Origin of the sequence: Reinekea sp. G2M2-21, assembly GCF_015687175.1 — a bacterium.
In the GTDB taxonomy this organism is placed as follows: domain Bacteria; phylum Pseudomonadota; class Gammaproteobacteria; order Pseudomonadales; family Natronospirillaceae; genus Reinekea.
Genome location: NZ_JADPQG010000001.1, coordinates 907,848 through 934,037 on the forward strand (window position 1 = coordinate 907,848; position 26,190 = coordinate 934,037).

20 protein-coding genes are annotated in these 26,190 nt (G+C 48.0%); 12 read left to right on the top strand and 8 right to left on the bottom strand.

The features are described from left to right. Positions 1-252: 252 nt before the first annotated feature. The 3 genes from IYN85_RS04205 to IYN85_RS04215 all read right to left on the bottom strand — a co-directional run bounded on the left by IYN85_RS04205 (position 253) and on the right by IYN85_RS04215 (position 3,571). Entirely contained in the window at positions 253-1,974 is a 1,722-nt protein-coding gene (locus IYN85_RS04205) for a proline--tRNA ligase (RefSeq protein ID WP_196157577.1), read from the bottom strand. Between the two features lie 74 nt (positions 1,975-2,048). Then, entirely contained in the window at positions 2,049-2,465 is a 417-nt protein-coding gene (locus IYN85_RS04210) for a VOC family protein (RefSeq protein ID WP_196157578.1), read from the bottom strand. A gap of 8 nt (positions 2,466-2,473) precedes the next feature. Continuing rightward, positions 2,474-3,571, bottom strand: a complete 1,098-nt coding sequence (locus tag IYN85_RS04215; RefSeq protein WP_196157579.1) for a GNAT family N-acetyltransferase — start codon at positions 3,569-3,571, stop codon at positions 2,474-2,476. Positions 3,572-3,840: 269 nt separating this feature from the next. On the opposite strand from IYN85_RS04215, the gene IYN85_RS04220 reads away from it, so the two are divergent. The 4 genes from IYN85_RS04220 (at position 3,841) to tyrR (ending at position 7,888) form a co-directional block, all read left to right on the top strand. Further along, the gene (locus IYN85_RS04220) at positions 3,841-4,266 is read left to right on the top strand and encodes an HIT domain-containing protein (protein ID WP_196157580.1); all 426 of its coding nucleotides are present in this window, start codon (positions 3,841-3,843) and stop codon (positions 4,264-4,266) included. Positions 4,267-4,487: 221 nt separating this feature from the next. Beyond that, positions 4,488-5,018 (top strand): phosphatase PAP2 family protein, encoded by a 531-nt coding sequence (locus tag IYN85_RS04225; RefSeq protein WP_196157581.1) that lies wholly within the window; start codon positions 4,488-4,490, stop codon positions 5,016-5,018. After that, positions 5,015-6,079: an MJ1255/VC2487 family glycosyltransferase gene (locus tag IYN85_RS04230; protein ID WP_196157582.1), complete on the top strand. Its 1,065-nt coding sequence runs from the start codon at positions 5,015-5,017 to the stop codon at positions 6,077-6,079. Before IYN85_RS04225 ends, IYN85_RS04230 begins: the two co-directional genes overlap by 4 nt. 255 nt (positions 6,080-6,334) lie before the next feature. Then, a complete protein-coding gene (gene tyrR, locus IYN85_RS04235; protein WP_196157583.1) occupies positions 6,335-7,888 on the top strand; it encodes a transcriptional regulator TyrR in 1,554 nt (517 codons plus the stop codon). 41 nt (positions 7,889-7,929) lie between these two features. On the opposite strand, the gene IYN85_RS04240 is transcribed toward tyrR, so the two are convergent. After that, entirely contained in the window at positions 7,930-10,512 is a 2,583-nt protein-coding gene (locus IYN85_RS04240) for an EAL domain-containing protein (protein WP_196157584.1), read from the bottom strand. Between the two features lie 208 nt (positions 10,513-10,720). Further along, positions 10,721-14,404 carry a methionine synthase gene (gene metH / locus IYN85_RS04245; protein ID WP_196157585.1) on the bottom strand — a complete coding sequence of 1,228 codons (3,684 nt, stop codon included), beginning with the start codon at positions 14,402-14,404 and terminating at the stop codon, positions 10,721-10,723. A 435-nt stretch (positions 14,405-14,839) separates the two neighbouring features. Between metH and nfuA the strand changes: the two genes are divergently transcribed. The 4 genes from nfuA (at position 14,840) to IYN85_RS04265 (ending at position 18,959) form a co-directional block, all read left to right on the top strand. Beyond that, positions 14,840-15,430: a Fe-S biogenesis protein NfuA gene (gene nfuA / locus IYN85_RS04250; RefSeq protein ID WP_196157586.1), complete on the top strand. Its 591-nt coding sequence runs from the start codon at positions 14,840-14,842 to the stop codon at positions 15,428-15,430. Between the two features lie 271 nt (positions 15,431-15,701). Continuing rightward, entirely contained in the window at positions 15,702-17,300 is a 1,599-nt protein-coding gene (locus IYN85_RS04255; protein WP_196157587.1) for a TonB family protein, read from the top strand. Between the two features lie 27 nt (positions 17,301-17,327). Continuing rightward, on the top strand, positions 17,328-18,506 hold the full coding sequence (locus IYN85_RS04260; RefSeq protein WP_196157588.1) for a hypothetical protein: 1,179 nt from the start codon (positions 17,328-17,330) through the stop codon (positions 18,504-18,506). 12 nt (positions 18,507-18,518) lie between these two features. Continuing rightward, on the top strand, positions 18,519-18,959 hold the full coding sequence (locus tag IYN85_RS04265; RefSeq protein WP_196157589.1) for a phosphate ABC transporter substrate-binding protein: 441 nt from the start codon (positions 18,519-18,521) through the stop codon (positions 18,957-18,959). 43 nt (positions 18,960-19,002) lie between these two features. On the opposite strand, the gene IYN85_RS04270 is transcribed toward IYN85_RS04265, so the two are convergent. From IYN85_RS04270 to IYN85_RS04280, 3 genes are read right to left on the bottom strand one after another with little or no spacing between them, the layout of a single operon-like run. After that, positions 19,003-19,584, bottom strand: coding sequence for a DNA-J related domain-containing protein (locus IYN85_RS04270; protein WP_196157590.1), 582 nt, complete (start codon positions 19,582-19,584; stop codon positions 19,003-19,005). Continuing rightward, on the bottom strand, positions 19,581-20,444 hold the full coding sequence (locus IYN85_RS04275; protein WP_196157591.1) for a D-hexose-6-phosphate mutarotase: 864 nt from the start codon (positions 20,442-20,444) through the stop codon (positions 19,581-19,583). The genes IYN85_RS04270 and IYN85_RS04275 overlap by 4 nt, the downstream gene beginning before the upstream one ends. Continuing rightward, the gene (locus IYN85_RS04280) at positions 20,441-21,289 is read right to left on the bottom strand and encodes a DUF1853 family protein (protein WP_196157592.1); all 849 of its coding nucleotides are present in this window, start codon (positions 21,287-21,289) and stop codon (positions 20,441-20,443) included. Before IYN85_RS04280 ends, IYN85_RS04275 begins: the two co-directional genes overlap by 4 nt. Before the next feature lie 56 nt (positions 21,290-21,345). Between IYN85_RS04280 and IYN85_RS04285 the strand changes: the two genes are divergently transcribed. From IYN85_RS04285 to pepN, 4 genes are all read left to right on the top strand, one after another. Beyond that, positions 21,346-22,266, top strand: coding sequence for an NAD(+) kinase (locus tag IYN85_RS04285; protein WP_196157593.1), 921 nt, complete (start codon positions 21,346-21,348; stop codon positions 22,264-22,266). Beyond that, positions 22,263-22,520 (top strand): YeaC family protein, encoded by a 258-nt coding sequence (locus tag IYN85_RS04290; RefSeq protein ID WP_196157594.1) that lies wholly within the window; start codon positions 22,263-22,265, stop codon positions 22,518-22,520. The genes IYN85_RS04285 and IYN85_RS04290 overlap by 4 nt, the downstream gene beginning before the upstream one ends. Continuing rightward, a complete protein-coding gene (locus IYN85_RS04295; protein ID WP_230390464.1) occupies positions 22,517-23,383 on the top strand; it encodes a DUF2797 domain-containing protein in 867 nt (288 codons plus the stop codon). The genes IYN85_RS04290 and IYN85_RS04295 overlap by 4 nt, the downstream gene beginning before the upstream one ends. 72 nt (positions 23,384-23,455) lie before the next feature. Then, positions 23,456-26,068 (top strand): aminopeptidase N, encoded by a 2,613-nt coding sequence (pepN, locus tag IYN85_RS04300; RefSeq protein WP_196157595.1) that lies wholly within the window; start codon positions 23,456-23,458, stop codon positions 26,066-26,068. Positions 26,069-26,190 lie beyond the last annotated feature (122 nt).

The following is a 26,190-nucleotide window of genomic DNA, read 5'->3' on the forward strand; positions in this document are numbered from 1 at the left end:
TTTTTTATTTATTGGTGATTTGAGCAACCTTATCAGTTTTGCGAATGTGCAAAAGCTGACGAAACGATTAGGTTTTTGGTTCCTGATTTTTGCGTGACCCTCGAATTAAATAGTAGACCCGAAAAGCCATGCTGTAAATCTTACTGTGTTCGTTTATTCCGGCTTTGTTCGGATTTTTACCGTTGTTAACCGAAATAAAAAAACCAGGCTTAGCCTGGTTTTTCAAGTTTAAAAGTCTTGTTCTGGCGTCAGTTATTTCGACTGTTGCTGAACGTATTGCAATACATCCGCAATGTCGATTTCGATCTTGTCTTGCTGACCACGGGCTTTGTATTCTAGCTTGCCGTTTTCCAGCCCCCGATCACTGACGACAATTCGATGTGGAATGCCGATCAGTTCCATATCCGCAAATTTGACCCCAGGACTGGTTTTCTTATCGCGGTCGTCCAACAGCACGTCGAAGCCTGCTTCCTGCAATTGCTTGTACAGTGATTCAGCGACTTCCATGACTTCAGGAGACTTATGCGCATTTAAAGGCACAATGCCAACGTGGAACGGCGCGATAGCGTCCGGCCAGATAATGCCATTTTCGTCGTAATTCTGTTCAATGGCAGCGGCCACAATACGGGTGACCCCTATGCCGTAGCAACCCATCAACATGGTTTGCGCCTTGCCTTCCTGGTTCAGCACTTCCGCTTTCAATGCTTTGGTGTATTTATCTCCCAATTGGAATATATGGCCCACTTCAATGCCTTTTAGGATTTTGAGTGTGCCTTTGCCATCGGGGCTTGGATCGCCTTCCACAACATTACGGATATCAACGATGTCAGTTAAGGCAACATCACGGTCCCAGTTGATGTTGAAGTAGTGCTTACCATCCGTGTTGGCGCCAGCGCCGAAATCAGCCAGGGTGCTGACGGCACGGTCGACTAAAAACGGAATCGTCAGGTTAACAGGGCCGAGTGAACCGGGTCCGGCACCGATGGCTTCGCGAATCTGAGCCTCTGTCGCCATGGTTAAGGGCGCTTTTACTTGCGGCAGTTTTTCCGCTTTCACTTCGTTAAGTTCGTGGTCACCTCGAATCAACAAAGCGATAAGCGCGTGATCGGACTCTTCACTGGCTTCAACAACTAATGTCTTCACCGTCTTCTCAATCGGCAAATCAAATTGTGTGACCAACTCGTCGATGGTTTTCGCATCGGGCGTATCAACCAATTGCAGTTCTGCTCCAGGTGTTGGGCGCTCTCCTTTGGGCATGAGAGCTTCTGCCTGTTCAATGTTGGCGGCGTAATCGCTGTCGGTTGAATAAACGATGTAGTCTTCGCCTGAATCGGCCAGTACCTGAAATTCGTGCGAAGCTGAGCCACCCATGGCGCCGGTGTCTGCCAGAACAGGGCGATAATCCAACCCTAGTCGATCAAAAATCCGGCAATAGGCCCGGTACATATTGTCGTATTCACGGCTCAGACATTCTTGGTCGATATGGAACGAGTACCCGTCCTTCATGACGAATTCCCGTGACCGCATGATGCCAAAGCGTGGTCGAAATTCATCGCGGAACTTATTTTGAATCTGATAGAAATTCATTGGCAACTGTTTGTAGCTGCTTAATTCATTACGCGCAATGTCTGTGATGACTTCTTCGTGGGTAGGACCATAGACGAAATCCCGTTGGTGACGGTCCTTCATTCTCAGCATCTGGCCTTCCATTGCGTCAATGCGGCCTGACTCTTCCCATAGCTCAGCAGGCTGAATGGTCGGCATCAATACTTCCTGTGCACCAGCGCGGTCCAGTTCTTCACGGATGATATTTTCGACTTTCTTCAGGACTCGCCAACCTGTTGGCAGCCAGGTGTACAAGCCAGACGCCAGTTTACGAACCAGCCCGGCACGCAACATGAGTTTATGGCTGACGATGACAGCGTCGGCAGGGGTTTCTTTGACAGTCGCGATTAAATATCGACTTGCGCGCATTGAGCGTTCCTTTAAATGTATTGATTCAGGGATCGGCGATTGTAAACGGGTTCGGAAATAGTGACCAGCATCACTTACCAGTGCCCGGTATTTTCCATGCTGGCCCAGGGCTCCATGGAGGGTAGGTCATCCCCTTTTTGCAATAATTCTATGGAAATGTTGTCAGGGCTGCGCACGAATGCCATGTGACCGTCGCGCGGTGGACGATTGATTACAACGCCGCCATCCATAAGCTTTTGGCAGGTTTCATATATATTGTCGACCCGGTATGCTAGGTGTCCGAAGTTCCGACCCTCGTCATACTCTTCGGGGTCCCAGTTATGGGTGAGTTCCAGTTCCGGAGCGCCTTCTTCGGTCGCTAGGAAAATGAGACTGAAGCGCCCCTTGGGGTAGTCATTGCGGCGGATTTCTTTCAGGCCGAGTAGGTCGCAATAGAAGTGTAGCGACGCATCCAGATCGGTTACGCGCACCATGGTGTGTAAATATTGCATGTGTTTTCCTATGTATCTGACTGTTTAAAGGGCAGATTCGCCTGTACGTCGAGGTAGTACTGCCGGGACATTTTGGCTTCATCATCGCAGAATCGTCGAGCGGCTTCAAAAAATTGCGGGTGACTGAGCCAGTGATAGGAGTGCGTGTAAGTGGGCTCAAAGCCTCTGGCAATCTTATGTTCACCTTGGGTTCCCGGATCGAATCGGTCCAGCTTGTTTCGGATACAATATTCTATACCTTGGTAATAGCAGGCTTCGAAATGCAGATTATTAAATTCGTCGAAGCAACCCCAGTAACGACCATAAAGCGTATGCTCGTCTTTGAAGAACAGCGCAGCAGCCACTGGCTTAGAGGCCTGATAGGCAACCGTTAATACCAGTTGCGTTCTCATGTTTGCCAGTACATCGTCAAAAAAGGCTTTGTTCAAGTATCCTTGCCGACCCCGTTTCAGATAGGTTGCATGGTAAAACTGATAAAAGGCGTTCCAATGCGATTCTGTGATGTCTTTACCTTCAAGCGTCTGTAGCTGTAGCCCTTGCAGTGAAATCGATTGGCGTTCCTTCTTCACATTTTTGCGTTTTCTGGAACTGAAGGTATCCAGGAAATCGTCAAAGTCACGGTAGTCACGGTTTTTCCAATGAAACTGAACATCCGTTCGCTTCAGCAGAGGCAGTTGGTCCAGCCAACGTTGTTCTTGTACGCTCGGAAATAAAATGTGAAAACCACTCAAGCGTTCAGCGATAACCAGGTTTTTACAGGTTGTCATGATGGCGTTGATATCCTCTACTCCGCGCGCACCGAGGAAGCGAGGACCCATAGACGGCGTATAAGGGGCTGCAATAACCATTTTTGGGTAATAGGAAAGGCCGTATTGTTCATAGGCATTAGCCCATGCCCAGTCGAAAACATACTCCCCCCAGGAATGGGATTTCAAGTAAGCGGGGACACGAAGTCGATCGTCTATGAGCAAATGGTTGGGTTGCCATCCGGTTTCCCGATGGCATACCACAGACGATTCAAGAGCGGTGAGAAAACCATCGCTGACGAAAGGGTTGTCCGTTGTTCCAGGCATTGAAGGCCAGTTTGCTAACCAATGTGATGTCATAAGCCCTGATTGTTAGTTTGCATGGATTGAACGATTGTTGTGCCCGCCATTCCGGGGTTGCCATACGAATGTCGTCATGTTCCTAAAAAGGTTAACTGGCGACGATTGCACTACTCACAAGCGAACATTCTACGATTGCGCCACAGGATCAGTTCTGCATAATTGATGATGATAGCGATCATGCGTCACTTTTGTATTGTCAATTGTTGAACAAATCGACATAAAGTGTAGAGTATCGCCCGATTGAAAAGCTTTTCAGAGGATTTGGAATGTTTGAACTGGATTATCGACTGGAGAATGACTGTGTCTTCATTGGCTCATTATCACTGTGTCGGATAATGCTGATGAAGGATGCAAACTATCCGTGGATCATCCTGGTGCCTCAACGGGAAAACATCAGCGAAATATACCAGCTTGATACCGATGATCAGGAACAGTTGGTATGGGAGAGTTCTTTTGTTGCTGAACGACTGATGGAGCTCTTTGACGGCGACAAAATGAACATCGCTGCCTTGGGGAATGTAGTGCCACAACTGCACATTCATCACGTGGTGCGGACCCAGCACGATCCTGCCTGGCCTAATCCTGTTTGGGGGGCTGTTCCTGCCAAAGCGTATCTGATGACAGAATTGGATGAACGGGTTGAACAGCTGAAAAAGGCTTTGGAAACCTCTACCTTTAAACCGGCCGAATAATCATTCCAACTCTCGCAGATGAATGGGTTGGTAAAGCTTATTTGTGAAGCTTGGCTAAGATCATTTTTTTAAATCCGATCGTGCCGACCCTTTAATCTGCGAGCTTCGGTTGCCCCTTGGTCTGCTACTGAGCAGACCCCTGTCATGAAAATTTCACCGCACTGACCCAGAACTGAAACACTGACCTGAATAATGTGTCCTGAGGATTAAGAGGACAGGCTATGAAATGGTTAGAACCGATCCAACAATTTGATTTGACTCTGTTTCAGTGGTGTATGGCGCGGCGCCGGCGTGAAATGCTAACGTCGTTAGGCCGCGCGGTTTCAAAAACAGCGGATGGCTGGGTGTACGCATTGTTTGCCATGTGTTTTGCGGCACTTTCCTGGCCTTCCCATGCCACTTTTTTGAAGGTTTACCTACTCGCGTTTGTCAGTGAGCGGCTCATTTATTTTGTGTTAAAAAACAGCTTTCGACGGAATCGCCCAGCCGATGCAATATCGGGATTCCATAGCTTTGTCGTACCTTCTGACAAATTCAGTTTTCCTTCGGGCCATACCTCCGCTGCCTTTTTGTTTACGGTGCTCGCCTCGAGCCAGTTTCCTGTGTTGCTGCCATTTCTATTGTTCTGGTCGGTTTGGGTTGCGTTGTCTCGGGTGTTTCTCGGGGTGCATTTCCCGACCGATACGGTGGTGGGTGCCGTATTGGGCTCTTCGGTCGCGTTTTATGCGATTAACGCAGGAGGGTTACTATGAAAATTTTATACGGTGTTCAAGGTACCGGGAATGGTCACATTACCCGGGCCAGAGCCATGCAGGCTGCCTTATATGAGCAGGGTATTGCGGTCGACTGGGTGTTCTCCGGGCGTCCTCGGGAGAAGTTTTTTGATATGGCTGCGTTTGGTGAGTTTAAGGTGTTTCGCGGGCTGTCATTTGCAACCAAAGCCGGCAAGGTAGACTTGATAAAAACCTTTGCCGAGGTCTCGCTTGGGCAAATGTTGCAGGACATTAAAACCCTGGATCTGCGCCAATATGATCTGGTGGTGACTGACTTTGAACCCGTCGTGGCATGGGCGGCGCGCAAGCAGGGCATGCCCTGTATCGGTATCGGGCATCAATATGCGTTTGACCATGCGATTCCAAAGACGGACAACTCCTTTGCCTCCGACGCCATCATGAAATGGTTTGCGCCGGTTACTCTGGGTATTGGCGTGCATTGGCATCATTTTAACCTGCCTATTTTGCCGCCTATTATTGAGGCGGACAACCATCATGGCGTTCCGGGGTCAAAAACCCTGGTGTACTTGCCCTTCGAGAAGAGCGAGCGTGTGTTAACGGAACTAAAGACGGTGGATCATCAGTTTATCTTTCATTGTGCAGACTTACCTGAAGGTCGACACAACAATGTACTGGTGAAAGGGTTCTCAAGGGACGGTTTTAAGGAAAGCCTGCATACGACCGATGGCGTGATATGTAACGCAGGTTTTGAACTGGCTTCGGAAGCGTTGAGCCTGGGCCGCAAAATTATGGTCAAACCGCTTAAAGGACAGATGGAGCAAGCCTCCAATGCGTTGGCCCTGGTGCAGTTGGGGTTAGGTCTCTCTACCGATGATATTAATACCAGTGCTATTCAGCATTTTCTGCACCGGGCACCGCTGCAACGTATTGACTACCCCAATGTTGCTGAAAGACTTGCTGTCTGGCTGTCCCGTTATCCTGAACAGACGTTGGATGATCTGGTTGCCCAAGTCTGGCAGGGAGTTGCTATTCCGGAATATGGTGCCGAACCCGATTTGGGCATGCCGGTGGCTTCTTAGCATTTCTGGCGATTCGTCTCTTTCTGTTAGGCTAACCAGCCAAATGGGCAGGGATGCCAGCAGAGCAGGGTAGGTGTCCTACTCCTGTAGAACTGGTTTTAATGACGCATTGGTGTAAATGCCGGTGTTTTTAACTGTAAAGTATGGTTGACAAAACCAGGGCTTTCGGGCAATTTCCTCTCTCGCAAATAATTAATTACAAAAACAGGGCAGCGTACTTGCGTAAGCCCGGTGATATTGTCGGAGAGAGCTGGCATGAGATTGTATATCCGCTGTGAAGAACGGCTTGGTATCTGTGCGGAAATTCTGGATATTCTGGTTAATCATGAGATTGACCTGCGTGGTATTGAAATTGATCCATCGGGCGAGATATTTCTGAATTTCCCCAACGTTGAATTTGATGAATTCCAGCATCTTATGCCTGAAATACGATTGATCCCTGGCGTTCATGATGTTTCTCTGGTGCCCTATATGCCGTTGGAGCGAGAGCAACAGGAAATGCGTACATTATTGCGTACGTTGCCGGAGCCAGTGATTTCCATTGATGCCCGGGGCTACGTCGTCGTTGCGAATGAGGCGTCACTGGATATCCTGCAGTTACCCGAAGACGAAGTACGTCGGAAATTACTGAAAAATTGGGTTAAAGGTTTTAACTTTAACAAGTGGCTGTCCGCTGAAATACCAGAAGCCGAATCCGTGCATCTGCAATTGAAAGGCCGTACTTTTCTCGCCGATATTTACCCGGTTCATATACAAAACGACGATGCAGATCGTCTGTTCGCCGGCGGCGTCATTACCTTTAAATCGCCCGAGCGATTAGGGCGTCAGATGACGGCCTACCACAAGCAAACCGGTCAGTTCGAAATGATCATCGCTGAAAGCCAGGGGATGAAACGAGTAATTCGGCAGGCGAAACGGATGTCTGGCTTGGATGCTCCTTTATTGATTACCGGCGAAACGGGTACAGGAAAAGAACTACTTGCCAAGGCTTGTCATCAGCATAGTCTGAGAAAAGACAAACCCTTTTTGGTTCTGAATTGTGCAGCGCTGCCGGATAACGTTGCTGAAAGTGAATTGTTTGGCTATGCCGCCGGCTCTTTTGAAGGTGCAACAACTGAGAAGAAAGGCATTGTTGAACTGGCGGAAGGTGGCACGGTGTTCCTGGACGAAATTGGTGATATGTCCCCCTTGCTTCAGAACAAATTTTTGCGTTTGTTACAGGATGGCTCTTATCGCCGGGTCGGCGATGAAAAGGAATATCATTCGGATGTGAGAATTATTTGTTCGACTCAAAAAAATCTTCTCGATCTCTGCCAAAAGGGCAGTTTCCGGGAAGACTTGTATTATCGATTGAATGTATTAACCCTGCATATTCCGGCTTTACGAGATCGAAAGTCGGACATCATTCCCATGGCGGAGCGATTTATCGCTCGCTTTGCCGAGCCTCACCGTCAACGCATCCGGGTATCTTCGGCTTGTCAAAACGCGTTGCAACAATACCCATGGCCGGGTAACGTCCGGCAAATGGAGAACGCCTTGTTGCGCGCTGTTTCATTGGTCGAAGGCGATGTGCTTGAGCCGGAACATTTGCAATTACCAAGTTTTTCCAGCGGATGGGGTTATGTGGATGAGAGTTTTGAAGGCACATTGGAAGACGCCATGAAACGGTTTGAGTCGGAGCTTCTGAAACGGCTGTATCCGGCTTACCCAAGCAGTCGCCAACTGGGCAAAAAGCTTGGTGTTTCGCATACTGCCATTGCCAACAAACTGCGCGAATACCACATTGGAAAACACGCCAGCAATAGTTAAAGCCGCGAGGCGCGCTTAAGTAAAAAGTGTTGCCTGTTGGTTTAAAGTTCGTCCTGCTCTTCAAAAGGAAGTGGCAGGTTCTCCCCTATGTTGGTTGACGTTTTTTCCGGTTCGTACTGCCAGTTGAGGTAATCCTTGAATGGCATGGGTCTGGCAATTTGATAGCCTTGAATCTTGTCGCATCCTAATCGAATCAGTGCTTGCAGCGTTGATTCATCTTCGACTCCTTCCGCCGTAATAATCAGCCCCAATTCCTTGGCCATCGAAATTGTGGCGCTGACAATCGCGATTTGACGATTCGATTGCAGAAGTTCTTGAATGAATGAGCGGTCTATTTTCAGATCAGTAAAAGGATGGTCGTTTGCGTAGGTCAGGGATGAGTAGCCGGTTCCGAAATCGTCGATGGCAAATCGAAATCCCATATCTCTCAAGGTCCTAAAGTTCTCAGCAAAGGTTCGCCGATCGGTCAGGTGCGATGTTTCGGTTAACTCCAGCGTAAAACAATCCGCCTGCATGGAATGTTTAGCGAGTAGTACCTCGATTTCATCGACAAATCCAAGGCGAGACAAATCATTTGCCGAGATATTGATCGAAACGTTAATGGCCGATTGGCCACTGTCTATTAGGAGTTTTGATTGAGCGAATGCCTGATTAAGGACCCATCGGGTTAGCCGTTTTATCAGTCCGGTTTCTTCGGCGATTAGGACGAATTCCGAGGCAGGAATTGGTCCGAGATCCGGGTGCGTCCAGCGCAACAGAACTTCAGACGATGCCGTCGTGGTGTCGTGAATATAAAATTGCGGCTGATGATACAGCTCCAGTGAGTCGCCTCGTATGGCATTGCCCAGATCCTGAGCCAAGCGAACCTTGCGATCGCTGTTTTCGGTATTGTCTGAATTGAAAACATAGTAGGGTGCACCAGATTCGCTCGCCTGATTAACAGACTGCTTCGCTTTGATGATCAGTTCCATCGGTTGTTCTGAATAGTCATTTAAGATTGCAGCACCAAAAATACACTGGATACGATAGGGGATGATTTCCTGCATTGGGTTAAAGTTGTCTTTGTTGCTCAGATTTTTTAGCGTGTTTTCAAGCAAAAGCCGCTTGTTGGTATTAACCAGGTAACTGAACATCTCTCCGCGCATCAGCGCAACGTTGGCATGCTTTTTATGGTCAGGATCAATGTCCAGTAGCGGCAATGTGCGTTTCAGTTGCGTCGCAAATTCACTGCCCAGTTTCAGCATCAAGCCTTTTAACTCGCTGTCGGGAACATAGGGAATGACAGCGTCATAATTGGATATTTCGATTGTAATGAGACTCAAACCATGGCGATTGGTATGCGTGCCATGTCGCTGAATCGCAGACTCCAGCAGGGCTTCATTGGCCAGTCCTAGTTTGAAATCGTGGGTAGCCTGGAATAGTCGACGCCGTTCGGTGTCGCCCAAGCGATCTGCCAACGCCATGGAGATAAACGCCATTTCAAAAATAACGGAAAACATCAGCGCGTGACGGTTCAGAAAGGTATATTCCAAATGGGCCGAGTATAGTAGGTAACCAATTGCTGCGCCGATGAAAAAGGGAATCCAGCTAATAAGATAGTATTTTGTCCATCTGAATTTAGTTTTTAATTTATTGAAAATTAGGGCGCCAGTGACTACATATGTCAGCACTTGTATCGCCGCGAACAAAGTGGCAGCGATGTATTCTGGCGCTACCAGGGCAAAAAGCGTGAATGCCAGTAATGCTAAACTCACATACCTTGTTATCGAAAAGATAGCACCATCTTTTGGTTGGAAACGTAAAAAATAGAGGGCGAACTGCAGTGTAAAATAAGCTGCAATGGCATTAATCGCGATAATTTTTGCACTCAACCAGCGTTGTAACGTTTCCGGGAAAATATAGTAGCCGTAACCGTGCACCACGCCCAACAGCAATAGCATGGTGCAGATGTAACAGATGTAGACAAAGTAAGCTCGGTCTCCAACACCAAAATATAAGACCATGTTGTAAGCAGACATCAACAGAATGATGCCTATGAATGTTCCCCAGATCAGATGCAAGGTTTTCTGGTACTCGTGGAATTCACTGTGTTCAATAATAGCAAGCGGTAGGTAAGGCGCGCCGGTGGTTTGTACGTTTACCCAGAATTCGACTTCAGAGAGGGCAGGTAGTTTGAACTCAATGTTCGGTAGGATTCTCAACGCCCTGGGTACGCTTCCCACCCGGTCCCCGAGTTCAGCAAGCAATGCGAAATGGTCATAACCTGTTTTCTGAAAGACACGAATCCGGTCAGACATTGGGTTGTCTAACAGCAGATTAAAATGCCCGGCCACATCGGCGGTGTTGGTTACCGTCAGTTGAAACCATTGATTTACATTACCGTAGGTGACGGGTGCTCGGTTCAGTTCGGTTGCCAGAAAATGGTCTGACTGGATAAGTTCTGGTTGAGTGCTTTGGCTGTCTAACAAATATCGGTATTGCAGCTGAAGATTAAGGAGGGGGGCGTGATTCAGTAAGCCGTTGGTTTGGTACCAGGCGCCAACAAACCCCCATAAAATCAGCACCATTAAGAAGCTGATGAATATGCCATGTAAATATTGAAGCCGGTTAAGGTGAGCGAGCATATCTGAGTCGATTGGCAAAGGTATTTTCACTATAGCATAGGCAAAAAAGACTGCGTCCTAACTGTGTTCTAAAAGTGACGTGGTTGGATAATAATGAAAAGACGGTGTGCCTTTTTAAGACTTTCGTCTAAATCAGTAGGCCCGGTTGACACCAAGAGCATCAACCGGATCTATGTAGAATGGGAATGACTTGAAAGGGTTTCGAGCGTTACAGTTGAGGTTCGTAGGCCAACAACGGACTTAACCACCGTTCAGCCTCTGATAATGTCATCGCTTTTCGCTCAGCATAGTGTTCCACTTGGTCTTTGGTGATTTTTCCAACACCAAAGTACTTGGACTCTGGGTGGCTGAAATACCAACCTGAGACACTGGCAGCTGGCGTCATTGCAAAGGAGTCCGTAAGCTCGACGCCGGTTTCGGCTTCCGCTTTCAGTAATGAAAACAGTTTTCGTTTTTCCGTATGGTCGGGGCAAGCAGGGTAACCCGGTGCCGGGCGAATGCCGGTGTAGCGTTCCTTAATTAGTTCTTCGTTACTGTATTGTTCATCCGCATCATATGCCCAGAATTCTTTGCGAACGCGTTCATGCATGCGTTCCGCGAATGCTTCGGCCAATCGGTCCGCGAGAGCTTTGAGCATAATAGAATTATAATCGTCGCCAGCGTCTTCAAATGCTTTTGCCCGTTCCTCAACGCCGTGTCCCGCACTGACCACAAAGCCACCTAAGTAATCCGCAACGGTGCCTGCAGGCGCAATAAAGTCAGCCAGCGAATAGTTGGGTTGCAAATCCGGTTTAATGGTTTGTTGACGAATGTGCTCCAATGCCACGGTTTGGTCTGCTTGAGTTACGGTTATGGTGTCTGTATCAGTGCGAGTGGCCGGCCAGAAGCCAATGACACCCGTCGGCGTAAGCCATTTTTCATGAATGATTTTTTCAAGCATGGCTTGCGCATCGGCAAATAAGTTACGAGCAGCTTCACCTACTTTTTCATCCTGTAGAATTTTTGGATATTTACCGTGCAAATCCCAAGTCATGAAAAACGGGGTCCAGTCGATATAGTCTTTCAGCTCTTCTACAGAATAGTCGGCAAAGGTTTTCGTGCCGGTAAATGCCGGGGCCTTTGGCTGGTATGACTCCCAGTTCAATGAAAATGCATTTTCACAGGCGTCTCTGTATGGGTGCAGGGCTTTGGATTTCCGGTTTTTATTGCGTTCGCGGACCTTGTCATATTCAGCGCGACGTTCAGCAACATAGTCGGCCTTCTGTTTTGAGTTCAACAGCGTTTGGACGACGGAAACAGCCCGTGAGGCATCGGTGACATAGACTGTGGCGTCATTCAGGTACTGCGGTTCAATCTTAACTGCGGTGTGTGCTTTCGATGTGGTCGCTCCACCAATCAGCAGCGGCAGGTGGAAATCCTGTCGTTGCATTTCTCTGGCCAAATGGACCATTTCATCCAGGCTAGGTGTAATCAATCCAGACAAGCCGATTACATCGACATTTTCTTCACGCGCTGTTTTCAGTATTTTATCGGCCGGGACCATGACGCCCAAATCAATAACTTCGTAGTTATTACAGGCCAAAACAACACCCACGATATTCTTGCCGATATCGTGAACATCACCCTTGACGGTGGCCATCAACACTTTACCCTTGGGTTTCGCATCCCCGGTTTTTTCTGCTTCAATATACGGAATTAAGTGCGCGACCGCCTGCTTCATGACTCTGGCAGATTTCACCACCTGAGGTAAAAACATTTTACCGGCACCAAATAGATCACCGACCACATTCATACCATCCATTAATGGGCCTTCGATGACATCGATGGGGGCGCTGGCTTCGAGGCGCGCTTGTTCGGTATCTTCGATAATGTGTGCTGTGATACCTTTTACTAACGCGTGTTCGATGCGTTTGTTAACCGGAAGCGAGCGCCATTCGAGGTCTTCTTTAACTTCGACACTACCATCACCCTTATACTTATCGGCAATTTCCAATAATCGGTCGGTGGCGTCGTCACGTCGATTGAGAATGACATCCTCAACGCGTTCCCGCAATTCCGCAGGAATGTCATCGTAAATGACCAGTTGCCCGGCATTGACGATACCCATATTCATACCGACCTGACAGGCGTGGTACAGAAACACTGAGTGAATGGCTTCGCGGACTGGGTTATTGCCCCGGAACGAGAACGATACGTTGGATACCCCGCCACTGACACTCGCGAAAGGCAGTTCTTTGCGAATGAATTCAGTTGCTTCGATAAAGTCAACGGCGTAGCGGTTATGTTCCTCGATACCGGTTGCGACGGCGAATATATTCGGGTCAAAGATGATGTCTTCTGGCGGAAAGCCGTTAGCAACCAGTAAGTCATAGCTGCGCTTACAGATCTGTGTTTTACGGTCACGGGTATCGGCTTGGCCGTCTTCATCGAAAGCCATGACCACAACAGCGGCACCGTATCGTTGACACAGCTTTGCGTGATGCAAAAAGGTTTCTTCGCCTTCTTTCAACGAGATGGAGTTAACAATGCACTTACCCTGTACGCACTGTAAACCTGCTTCAATAACCTCCCACTTAGACGAGTCAACCATAATTGGCACTCGTGAAATGTCCGGTTCAGATGCAATCAGATTCAGAAACGTCACCATGGCTTCTTTCGAATCCAACATGCCTTCGTCCATGTTTATATCGATTATCTGTGCACCGTTTTCTACTTGTTCACGAGCGACATCGAGCGCTTCGTCGTAGAGCTCTTCTTTAATCAGGCGTCGGAATTTTGCGGAGCCTGTGACGTTAGTGCGTTCACCGACATTGATGAAGTTCAGGTTATCGGTGACATAGAAAGGTTCAAGACCCGAAAGGCTCATCTGGTGCTTGTTTTTTACCGGCGTTCGCGGTGCGTGTTTCTGCATTGCTTCTGTGATCAGCGCAATATGCTTTGGCGTCGTGCCACAGCAGCCCCCAATGATGTTGAGGAAACCCGATTCTGCAAATTCATCGACAATAGTCGTCATTTCCTCAGGAGTTTCATCGTATTCACCAAACTCATTAGGCAGACCCGCATTAGGGTGGGCCGATACATAGCAATCTGCGATGGCGGACAGGGTTTCGACGTAAGGTCGCAGTTCATTAGCGCCGAGGGCGCAGTTGAGCCCGATCGACAACGGATTGGCGTGGCGAACGGAATTGTAGAAAGCTTCTGTTGTTTGCCCGGACAGAGTGCGGCCGGAGGCATCGGTAATGGTGCCGGAAATCATGATGGGCAATTCGCTGCCTAGTTCGTCAAACACCGTATGAAGCGCAAAAATAGCCGCTTTTGCGTTCAGGGTATCGAAGATGGTTTCGATCAGAATAATGTCTGCGCCACCATCGATCAGACCCTTTGCAGCATTCTTGTAGTCATCAACCAGGGCATTAAAGGTGATAGCCCGAAAACCCGGGTTGTTAACATCGGGAGACAGTGACAGGGTTTTGCTCGTAGGACCGAGGACACCGGCAACCCATCTGGGTTTCTCAGGCGTTTCTTGGCTTTTGGCGTCACAGGCCGCGCGCGCAAGTTCAGCGCCAGCTTTATTCAACTCATAAGCCAGATCCTGCATACCGTAATCGGCTTGTGATACTGCGGTACTGTTGAAAGTATTGGTTTCAATGATGTCAGACCCTGCATCTAAATATGCCTTGTAGATCGCGCTGATGACTGTTGGTTGCGTGATCGACAGCAGGTCATTGTTGCCCTTAATGTCGGATGGCCAATCAGAGAAACGTTCGCCTCGGTAATCCTGTTCCTCTAATTGATAGCTTTGAATGAGAGAGCCCATGGCACCATCCAGGATCAGAATTCGCTGGCCGATGGCTTCTTTGAGTTGTGCAATGCGCTTGTCACGACTGGTCATATTGGTCTCTCTAAATACGGAATAGGTTTTCAGGGTGCAATGAAAGCCTAAAAGCGCGCGGATTTCAAGCTATATCAAAATATTTTGATATAGTTTTGCGTGCCGTGAAAAAGAATATTAGCAAAATCGAAATGATTGCGGATTCATCCTGAGTGAAGTGTTTTTTTGTTAGCCGCTTTGATCGACTTCGGTTCTTTACATGAATTGCCATTTGGTGACCCTATTTAGTTGCTGATGGTCTCGCGCTAACCTGTTCTTAAGCGCTTTTTACAAGAGCGGACCGCAGCAAAACCTGGTATCAATCACCAGATGAAGGGCTTGATTTTATGGATACGGCACCCCATAAACCTGACTAAATTAGTCAGGTATTTTTAATCGGTGGAAAATCCGTTAGAATCACCGCAAATTTGTGGATCAATCATTCCGGAGTTTCGGATGGACATACAACTGAACATAACAGAATCGGCACAGACCTATCTGGCCGGTTTATTGGAAAAACAGGGCACAGCTGGCATGTCGGTGCGCATGTTCGTGACGCAGCCAGGAACGAAGTATGCTGAGACTTGCTTAGCTTACTGTCGACCGGGTGAAGAAAAAGATAATGATGAATTGGTTGAGTTAAGCCATATTCGGGTCTATCTCGAAAAAAACAGTTTGCCTTACCTGGACGAAGCCGAAGTGGATTACGCCAAAGACCGCATGGGTGGTCAGCTGACCATCAAGGCGCCGAACGCAAAAATGCCAAAGGTGAATAAAGACAGCCCGTTGGAAGAGCAGATCAACTACATTCTGTTTACCGAGATTAACCCTGGTTTGGCCGCCCATGGTGGCGATGTCACGTTGGAAGAACTGACCGATGATCAAGTGGCAGTACTGAAATTTGGTGGCGGTTGTCAGGGGTGTTCTGCTGTCGATATGACGTTGAAAGATGGTGTTGAGAAAACCTTGTTAGAGCGGTTGCCGCAGTTAAAGGGTGTGCGAGATGTTACAGACCATACAGTGACCGATAACGCCTATTTTCAATAGCTAACTCGTTTCACTTTTTTACATGAGACCGGGTATCCCCCGGTTTTTTTGTGCCCACATTTCTTGATGGGCGCACCGGTTGGTTGATTCAGCCTCAGCAGGAGTTTTCGCAGATTGCGGATAGTCTTCATTTGATCGTTAAATGGGTTCAATGCAAGGTTATTCGTGCCAAATATTCACTAGTTGGCTAATAATTCATCGTTTCGATTGCGGGAAAGGGGGTTTTCTTTAGAATCCGCCCACTTCAACTGTGACTGATTTCAAAGTTTGTATGCGAATAATAATTGTTCTGACTCTGATGTTCACCAGTCTTGCCTATGCGCAAACCTATAGGAATGGTGTTTCTGCCTACGACCAGCTCAACAAAGAATATTACATTGGGGCTCTGTATTTGCCAGAGCAGCAACAGGACCGCGCCCAGATTTTAGCTGACACGCGTCCACAGAAAATGGTGTTGAAAGTTACAGCCAGTCGTTGGAGTCCTCGCAAATTCGAACAGCTGTGGCGTCAGGATCTGGCTTTAAACAATAATCTGGGTGCCGATGCAAATCTGACCAATCAGTTAATCGAGTTTACTCGCTTTCCAAAAGAAAACCTGACGACCGGCGATGAACTGGTGTTCAGTTATACATCCAAGTCCGGTACGGAAGTATTGCTCAATAAAGAGGTGATTTTTCAATCGCAAGGTAAAAAACTGTTTAACGCTTTATTGCGAACGTGGATTGGCGATGTTCCGAATTCTCAGATTTTTCAAAGCCAGATTTTAAGTCTGGAAGGGTCTCTTGCCACTGCACCAGACGTTATTCAACGGTTTGAGAGCAGTGCTATACCGGTAGCACGTCAGCAATTGGTCACAAATTGGAAAAGTGTAGAGACCCAAGCCCGTCTCGCTTTGGCGAAGGCTGAGCAGGAACTGAAAATCCAACTTCAGCGTGAAGCGGAAGCTGAGAAAAAGGCGGAAGAAGCGCGCAAGAAAGCGGAAGCTGAGAAGAAGCAGCGTGAAGAAGAACGCAAAAAAGCGTTGGCTTTAGCCGAACAGCGCAAGAAAGAAGCAGAACAGGCGAAGTCCGGCAATACCGATGAACAAGCTGTTGCGGCGGCCCTGGCGGCCCAAAAAGCGGCTGAGGAAAAGGCTGCTGCACTGGCCAAGGCCCAGAAAGAACAAGAAGAAGCTCAACGTCAGGCTGAACTGGCGCGTTTAACCAAACAATACGCGCAGGAACTCTATCAGTGGGGGGTGGTACGCGATGTTTACAAGCGCGTTTCGTATCCGGAATGGGCACGGCAGTTTAATCAGGAAGGTATTGTGACGATTGAATTTATCGTCGGTAACCAAGGGCAGTTGCTGGGAGTGACATCGATCTCTCCGGCCGACAGTGGTTTGCTGGGCCAGGAATTGAAAGACGCGGTCACCCGCGCGGCACCGTTCAATGCGTTTCCGGTGCAGCTTAACGACAAACAATTGCGCGTCGTATTGGATTATGAGTTCACGTTGGAGGAGCGTGTCGCACAGGTACCACCAGAACCAAAAGCACCGGAAGGTGTAGACATTAACGGTGAATTAACGTCGGTTCAGAAAGCGGTGCAATGGGCGAAATACAAAGATCAGGTCATCGCCCAGATCGAATCGAGCATTGAGTATCCGTTTTGGGCCAAAGACTTGAAGCAGGAGGGTACAGTCGCTGCTGAGATTACTGTTTTGGCAGACGGATCAGTTAAGTCGGTGAAAATAACCAAACGTACCCGGCATTCAATATTAAATCAGGAAGTAGAACTTGCAGTTGATCGAATAGGAAGTTTTGGGGCGTTCCCCGATTGGATAGAGGATCAATCCATCACACTGGAAATAGAACATACTTTCAAACTATAACCAAAAAATGTTTTATTGGAGCAACGCATGAAATTATTGCACTGGACTGTGGTGGCTATTTGCGCCGGTCCCTTAGCGGCACACGCATTTGAAACGCGGCTGAATGGGTTCATTTCTGTTGGCGGCGGCATGACCTTGTCCGAAGGGCAGGAATATGTAACGGACCCGGTTAACTTCGGTCAGTACACCAACGAGTTGAGTATTAAGCCAGACACAATGGTTGCGATTCAGACCAGTTCGCAAGTTAATGATCGTTTGTCAGCAACGGCACAGTTAGTTGGTTTTGCTGGTGCAAAGCAATTTGTAAAATTTGCAAATGCAGACATTACCGTCGATCGTGGATTTGATGTTAATTTCGAATGGGCTTATGTGAATTATGAACTGTTGGATTCAGTCGATTTAAAAGTCGGTCGGATTCGCATGCCAGTATTTTACTATTCGAGCTCACTAGATTTGGGTTATTCATATAACTGGATTCGCCCACCAGCCGAAGTATATAACCTATTCACCACTAGCTTGGAAGGAATGAGTGTCGATTACGATATTTCGATTGGAGATTGGTATGGTACGGCGACGGGTTATTACGGCGAAACCAGTGGTGTTGATCCAGAAACCCAATCGATTGTTGAGTTTGAAAGCATTTTGGGCGGCATAATAGCATTGGAGCGGGGGAGTCTGACATTACGTGGTTCCTATTCTGTCGATGACAACGTTTCTATTGTTCGTACATTTTATAATCCTCTCGTGGCAGGGTATGTTACTCAAGAATTCGAACTTCCCCTTACGTTTGCATCCGGTTCTGCCATTTATGATAACGGTACGGTTATGTTAGGGAGTGAGGTTACCTCGACAAAATTCAAAAACAATCTTAACAATGATGAATCTGCCTGGTATGTGACCGGAGGCGTTCGTTTGGGGTCATTTACTCCGCACGTTACCTATTCCTCATTCAAGCAAAAGTCTACTGCTGCGGACACTTCATTGGTTTTTATACCTGGTCAAGCAGGTATTAAAGTATCTGATTACCCGCAGGATATCAGTGCAATAACGGCAGGAGTTCGTTGGGACTTCGACATTGCTGCTGCTATTAAGGTTGAGTACACCAATCGAACCGATAATACCGCAGAGCCGGCGATACTTGAGGGGCTGTGGTCTCCATTTGGTGATGCACAGGTTCTTTCTGTATCTGTTGATGTTGTTTTTTAAGGAGTCGATGACATGAGAAAAAATATGATTATTAAAAGAGTCATCGCGACCACACTTTTTTGTTTGTCCTTGATAGGATTGGCATCCGCCGATTTGTTGGTCATTGTTCACCCAGAGAACACCAATACGATTGACGCGAGATTTGTCAAAAACCTGTATCTGGGCAAGGAAAATCAGTTTGACAATGGTGACGATGCTGAAGCGTTGATGTTGGATGACAACAATGAGTTAACTGAGTTATTTCTGAAAGAAATTGTAAATCAGAAACCAGTTCAATTTAAGCGACTCTGGTCCAAGGCGTTGTTCACTGGAAAAGGAACGCCGCCGCAAGTTCTGGCCAGCAGCGCTGACGTTCTGCGTTTGGTCATGAGTAACCCAACCATGGTCGGGTACATCGACTCTGAAGCGTATACCAATGACGTTCGTGCGGTTCTGCGCATTAAAACGAAGTAAACCTACTCAAGTCGTCGAACGCCAGTTCGACGACTTCTTGATACTAATTTCCTTTCAACAATTGCCAAGCCTCTTGAATGGCGCGAAACCGTTCTTCTTCACCCCCCTTGTCCGGATGATGTTGTTGTACCAATTGACGGTAGCGTTTACGTTGTTCATCTTTTGATTCATGCCCGGTGAGCCCCAGCGTCGCTAAGGCGTCAGGTTGATGTTGGTATGCTGCCATGGCCTGCCAGAATCCGCTGAGCAACTCGTCGACACTGTGTTTGCTTTCTTTATTCAGGTTATTCAGATCCAGGTAGTAATCGCGAACGGTATCATGCAGTGACAGTTGATTGCGGTCGAACGAGTGTGTCGGTCGTTTGCAGATGTTTATGCTGTCTATAACCAGTTGCCACTGGCCGGATTCGCTGTATTGCTGTTGTAAGACATAGAGGCAGTGGCGCAGAAAAAAATGATGTTGGAACAGCAGGAGGGTGTCGGATAAATCCGGTTTCGGGTAAAGGTCTTGATGTCGCGTGTCCAGCTCAACAATCAGATCATACTCGCGAATACCGTCCGGGTATTCGCTGAGCAATGAATCCAACGTCGCAATGAGCCGTTGGTCCGTATTGACCGATCTCAAACCCTTGCCAGCTCCATGACCATTACATGACTTTGCTTGGCTTTAATCAGGCGACTGTCTTCAGACACATTTGCGGTTTCCACACAAAACATTTTTTTGTATTCATCGGCGTGAAAGTGACTGAGTGTTTTGGCTTTTTCGACCCAGGGATTCCAGATAACCAAGGAGCGACTGCCCAGACGGGACAGTTTGATATTGTCTTCGCCCAGACCAGAGAGGCCGAGTGGTCCACCAGCTTCCGCCACCACCCAATCTGTTTCACGGTCAAAACGAAAGTCGCTGGGTACATAATGGTTTGAGTTGGTCAGTTTATCGAGATAACAGGCGCCCGCAATGCCATGTAACCGGACGTCGTTAATATTCTGGCAGCGAAAATAGGTATGCAATGCCTGACTGATCAGAAAGGGAGTTTCGCCCAGGTTCGCCGTCGTTAATGAAACCAGTAAGGTTTCGCCAATACTGGCTAACAGTTCAACACGTGCTACACGAGGGAAGTCAGGGTCGGAGCCATCTGTTTCGAGCCAGAATTTAATTTCTGTCCGATCGTCCGTGTCGGCCACAATGTCATAGGCCCAAACTTTATCGCGCACAAAACCATGCGCCGGGGCTGAAGCGTTGTGAGAATGCGCACCAAACCAAGGCCAGCAAACCGGAATGCCACCGCGTATTGGCTGACCTTCAACAAAGGTTTCAGCGTCAGACACAAAAAGCAAATTTGTGGAATCAACAGGTGTGTATTCAAACAGATGTGCGCCCTGAAGGGCAATGGTTGCACTGGCACTGCGGTTCTGAATGCGCAATACATCGAGTTCGTTCAATGTACTGAGGGTGACTTGGGGGCTGATGTGTTGTTCGGTCATAAGGTAGCTAAATATTGTGTTATGGATTCATGAGCCCTAGTTTGCCATTGTGCGGGCAAAACATACACTGGCATGGGTTCGCCGGGAATGCGAAATTGGGCTGGTAGGTGGTTGTTGCCGTCGGTTTCCGGTTTATTGCGCAACCAGTCAGCTTTTTTCAGTGCTTGCCAGTTCAGGTCGGTGAATGCATCCGGCGCGATTCGCCAGTAAGACAATTCCGCTTCCGGGTTTAACTGCCAGGGCGTGCCTGCAATGACTGACCCGGAAATTTTTTCAGAAGGCTGATGTTCTGCAACGTACAAGCGACCGGGCATCCAGAGTGCGTGTCGATCGGGGTAGGGTAAGCCGGAAGGCCAGCATTCCAGCTCACGGGCTATTTGAGGCAGTTGCAATTGATGGTGGTACAACCGGTTCAATTTCTGATGAAAAAAATCCTTTAAACCAGCCCCGACCCAAGCTAGCTCGGGTGTATTGATCTCAGGTACCTGAAGGTAAAATTTGAGCGCCAATTCAAGGTGGATGATTTCATCGGTACGTGTGTCCTTGACCAGTAAATCCAATTCGCCAAGCGTGGTTTTATCGTCTCGGATGACGTGGTTTTCAGCCAGTATTTGAAAATCCGGGTGGGTCGCAAATAAGATGCCAACCAGTGTTTCAAAATAATGCCCTAATTTGCCCTGATAGGCCTTCGTTAAAGCTGCGATATCTAAGCTAATCGATTGAAAATCAAGCGTTTTTAATCTTTCTGGCGACCATAACAGGGGGTGTTCAGCGAGCAGTGAAGGGGCGTTTACAATCCAGTGCAGGTCTTTGTGGATTGCCTGCTTAAGCAGGTGTTCGTTCATGGGCATTCCTCTGATATGCTTACCCTCATGCCCGCAATTTATAATCAGGCTTAAATATGACCACCACGACGCTCGCCGAGAATTTCAACCAGATTGGCATTATCGGCCGGCTTGAGAGCCGAAGTGTTGAGCAATCTGTGCTGCGTTTACTGCAGTTATTGCAACAGCATAACAAACAATACTGCATTGAACAGTCTCTGGCGGATGCCATGGATGTGCTCGATTGCCCTGCGAGAGATCGTCAGTCACTGGGGCAGTGGGCCGATCTGATCGTTGTCGTCGGTGGTGATGGCACCTTTTTGGGAGCGGCCCGAGATGTCGCTCGCTATGAGGTTCCGATGCTGGGTATTAACCGCGGCCGTTTGGGTTTTCTCACTGACATTATGCCATCGGAAATGGAAACCGGATTGGCAGATGTTTTTCGCGGTGAATTTCAACTGGAAGATCGTTTTTTGCTGCAGGCAAAGATTATTCGCAACGGAGATGTCGTTGCTCAGGATTGCGCGTTGAATGATGTTGTCTTGCATCCCGGTCAATCAATCCGAATGATTGAGTTCGACTTATTTATAGATGATCAGTTTGTCTACAGTCAAAAATCTGATGGTCTGATCGTGTCGACACCTACTGGGTCCACCGCCTATGCACTTAGTGCCGGTGGTCCTCTAATGCACCCAAACATGCATGCGCTGGTTTTAGTGCCTATGTTCCCGCACAGTCTCAATAACCGGCCGATTGTGGTGGGTGCTCAGGCGCAACTCTGCATTCGTATCGGTCATAAAAATACCTTGCCACCACACGTCAGTCTGGATGCCCAGAATCACCTGGAGCTGGCGCACGGCGATGAGCTGCATATCAGTAAGTACCCGCAAACAGTCAAGCTTATCCATTTAAAAGGGCACAACTATTTTGAAACCTGCCGGACCAAGCTCGGCTGGGGAAACCGCATAGAAAATTTGGAACGGGAATCTGACCAATGAATTTTGATGAGTTAGCCAAGAACATGACGCCCGATATTTACAGTCGGCTGCGTGAATCGATTGAATTGGGACGATGGCCGACAGGACAGGCGTTGACGCAAGAACAAAAAAAACTGTGTCTGGAGGCCGTGATTAAATACGAAATAAGCAATGACATTGCCATGGAGCAGCGCACGGGCTACATCGCTGACGGCTGCAAATCGACAACGGAAACCATTCCCTCAGTTACAGTAACTGATGAGGCAAGTTCATGAAAACCATGGATCTGTTTGCATCCGAGCATGACCATAGCAATGAAATTACCGGTGTCGTCCGGAAAATGACCACCCAATGGTTAAGTGGTCAGCCGGTGCAATATCGGTTGCCCATCGGCACTCAGAGCATCGATTTAAATGCCAGATTAGGTCAGCCGATACGGTTACAGCATACCGGTCAAATTTTTTGTTTGCATTGCGGGGAGCTGACCAATAAGAGTTTTGGGCAAGGCTATTGTTACAAGCATTTTATGGCACTGGCGCAAAACGATGCCTGCATCATGTCTCCGGAATTATGCCACTACGATCAGGGCACTTGCCGAGAACCGGCTTGGGGCGAATCGAGCTGTATGCAAACGCATTACGTATACTTGTCTAATGCCAGTTCGTTAAAAGTGGGTATTACCCGGGGTGGCCAAATCCCCACTCGCTGGGTTGATCAGGGGGCGACACAGGCATTAACGATTGCCCGCGTTTCTACCCGGCAACTCGCTGGTTTTGTCGAAGTTGTATTCAAGAAGCATGTTGCGGACAAAACCAATTGGCGCACCATGTTAAAGGGCTCCGCCGACGTATTGCACATGGCGCATGAACGTGACCGTCTGTTTGCGTTAGCCAAGGATGACCTGGATACACTGGTATCTAAGCACGGGCTAGTCGCCATTCAACTGTTAACCCACGGAGATGTCTTTAATCTGGAATTCCCGGTGACCCAGTACCCGGAAAAAGTGGCCAGCTTTAATTTTGATAAAGACCCGACGGTTGAAGGTGTGTTGTTAGGAATGAAAGGACAGTATCTCATTCTGGATACGGGTGTCATCAATGTCCGTCGTTTTGGCGGCTACGAACTCAGTGTTGGTTAGTCAACAGAGCGTCAGCCCATCAATTATTAATAACATTACTCACAATAATAAAAATTACTTTTGGAAAATCTCATGAGAACAGAAACACCGGTAACTATTCGCCTGAAAGACTATAAACAACCCGATTATTGGATTCGACACGCCGAGCTAACAATCCGCATATTTGATCACTTTACCCAAGTCGAGTCACACCTGACCATTGAGCAAAACGGCACTGGGCATTTGCCTCCGTTGGTTCTTGATGGTGTCGAGCAGGATATTAAAGAAATCGAACTCGACGGTGAGTTGGTGGAAAATTTTTCCTACGAAAATGACCGGCTTACGGTTCAACCGGTAAAAAGCCACTTTGTGTTTAAAGCGGTCACGCACATAAACCCGAATGAAAACACATCACTGGAAGGCTTGTATAAGTCTGGCACGATGTACTGTACCCAATGTGAAGCCGAAGGTTTCCGTAAAATTACGTTCTATCTGGACCGCCCGGATGTGATGGCAACCTTTACAACGCGGCTTGAAGCAGACAAAGCGCTTTACCCCGTGTTGTTGTCGAACGGAAACCCTATCGATCAGGGGGATTTAGGTGATAACCGTCATTTTGCCGTTTGGGATGACCCGTTTGTTAAACCTGCCTATCTGTTCGCCGCAGTGGCGGGTGATTTAGCGCGTCAGGACGATACATTCGTGACCCAAAGTGGGCGAGAAGTGTCCTTACGAATCTTTGCAGAACACCACAATGCGCACAAAACACAGTTTGCATTAGAATCGCTGAAGCGATCCATGAAGTGGGATGAAGAGCGTTTCGGTCGCGAATATGATCTGGATATTTTCATGATTGTGGCCAGCGACTTTTTCAACATGGGTGCCATGGAAAACAAAGGGCTGAATATTTTCAACAGTGCCGCAGTGTTGGCCTCTGAAGAAACGTCCAGCGATGATCGGTTTGATCGAATTGAAGCCATTGTGGCGCATGAATACTTTCACAACTGGAGTGGTAACCGTGTCACTTGTCGGGATTGGTTTCAGCTGTCGTTAAAAGAAGGCTTTACGGTGTATCGTGACGCGGAATTCACATCCGACATGCATGATCGTACCGTTAAGCGTATAAAAGATGTTATGTTTCTCAAGAACCATCAGTTTCCGGAAGACGGTGGTCCCAGTGCACATCCAGTGCAACCGCAGGAATACATTGAGATCAATAATTTCTATACAGTCACGGTTTATGAAAAGGGCGCTGAAGTTGTTGGCATGCTGCATACCTTGGTCGGGGATAAACTGTTCCGAAAAGGCAGCGATCTCTATTTTGAACGATTTGACGGGATGGCCGTCACGACCGATGATTTTGTCGCCTGCATGACAGAAGTCAGCGGTCAGGATTTTACGCAATTTAAACGTTGGTATACACAGGCTGGCACACCAACGGTTCGCGTGACCGAGCACTACGATGCGGAAAATCAACAGTACAAACTTGCCTTCCAACAGCATTGCAAGCCAACGCCAGGTCAGACAGAGAAGCTTCCCTTTGTTATTCCCGTACGCATGGCGCTGCTCAATTCTGAGGGGCAAGACATGCCGATAACCTGCGACGGCGAGTTTAATGAGCAAACGCAAGTGCTGACGTTGCGTGAAACAACCACCGAAGTGGTTTTCAGCAACGTATCGGAAAAACCCGTTGCGAGTTTGTTTCGCGACTTTTCCGCCCCGGTTCGTGTTCATTTCGAACAGTCACAGGAAGATCGCTTGCTACTGGCTTTACGAGATGGCAATGCATTCAATCGCTTTGATGCTGTGCAGAATATCTACCTGAAAGAAATGTTGGCACTGTTGAATCAACCGGAACAGGGCGTATCTGAAGTCATAGATCAAATTGTAAAAGCCAGTATAGAAGATGCTGACCTGTCTAATGCGATGAAGTCCGTGATGCTGACCTTGCCTTCGTATCAACTGTTGATGGATAACGTGGACGTAGTCGATCCTCAGCGGTTAATTGCCGCGCGTGAAACTTTGAAAAAACATCTTGCGGTCCAGTTTGCTGAGCAATGGGCGGCGATGACTCAGTCGCTCGCGAGTGCGGATGATTATCAGTTCAATGCCGAAGAAGCAGGGCGCCGTGAGTTGCAGGGCTTGGCTTTGAGTTATTGGGTGAATAGCGGTTCTGACGATGCCTTGTCCTATGCCGAAGCTCTGTACCGGGCGGCCCACAATCAAACTGACCGATTAAACGGTCTCAGGGCAGTCTTAGAGTCGGATGAGACGGAGCGCCAACAGGCATTGTTAGGGCACTTCTATCGGCATTGGCATAATGATACCCAGATGATTGAAACCTGGTTGTCGATGCAGGCAACAGCCGATGGGGTCACTGTAGAGCAGTTGCATAGTCTGATGGAACACGAAGCGTTTGATATCAAAAATCCCAATAAGGTTCGCAGTGTCGTTGGTGGCTTTGCGATGAATTTTAAATCATTTCATGACGAACAGGGGGCAGGGTATCAGTTTGTGGCGGATATGATTGTGAAGTTAAATGCCATTAACCCACAGATCGCCGCTCGCTTTGTCAAAGTGCTGGAGAGCTGGCGTAAATTCACCCCTATGCGCAGCGAACAGATGCAAGCTGCATTGACGTCCATCCTTGCTGCGTCGGATCTATCGCCCGATGTATTGGAGTTGACTCAAAAAGCACTGGCCTGATCCGTCAGACCAAAACCGGTTTCCTGGCCCGCTTCGGTAGGCTAAAAACCGGTTGGCTCGTTGTATTGTTGGAACTATTAGGGTCACGTTGCGGTTTAGGTTTATAAGGCGACTTTGTCTGA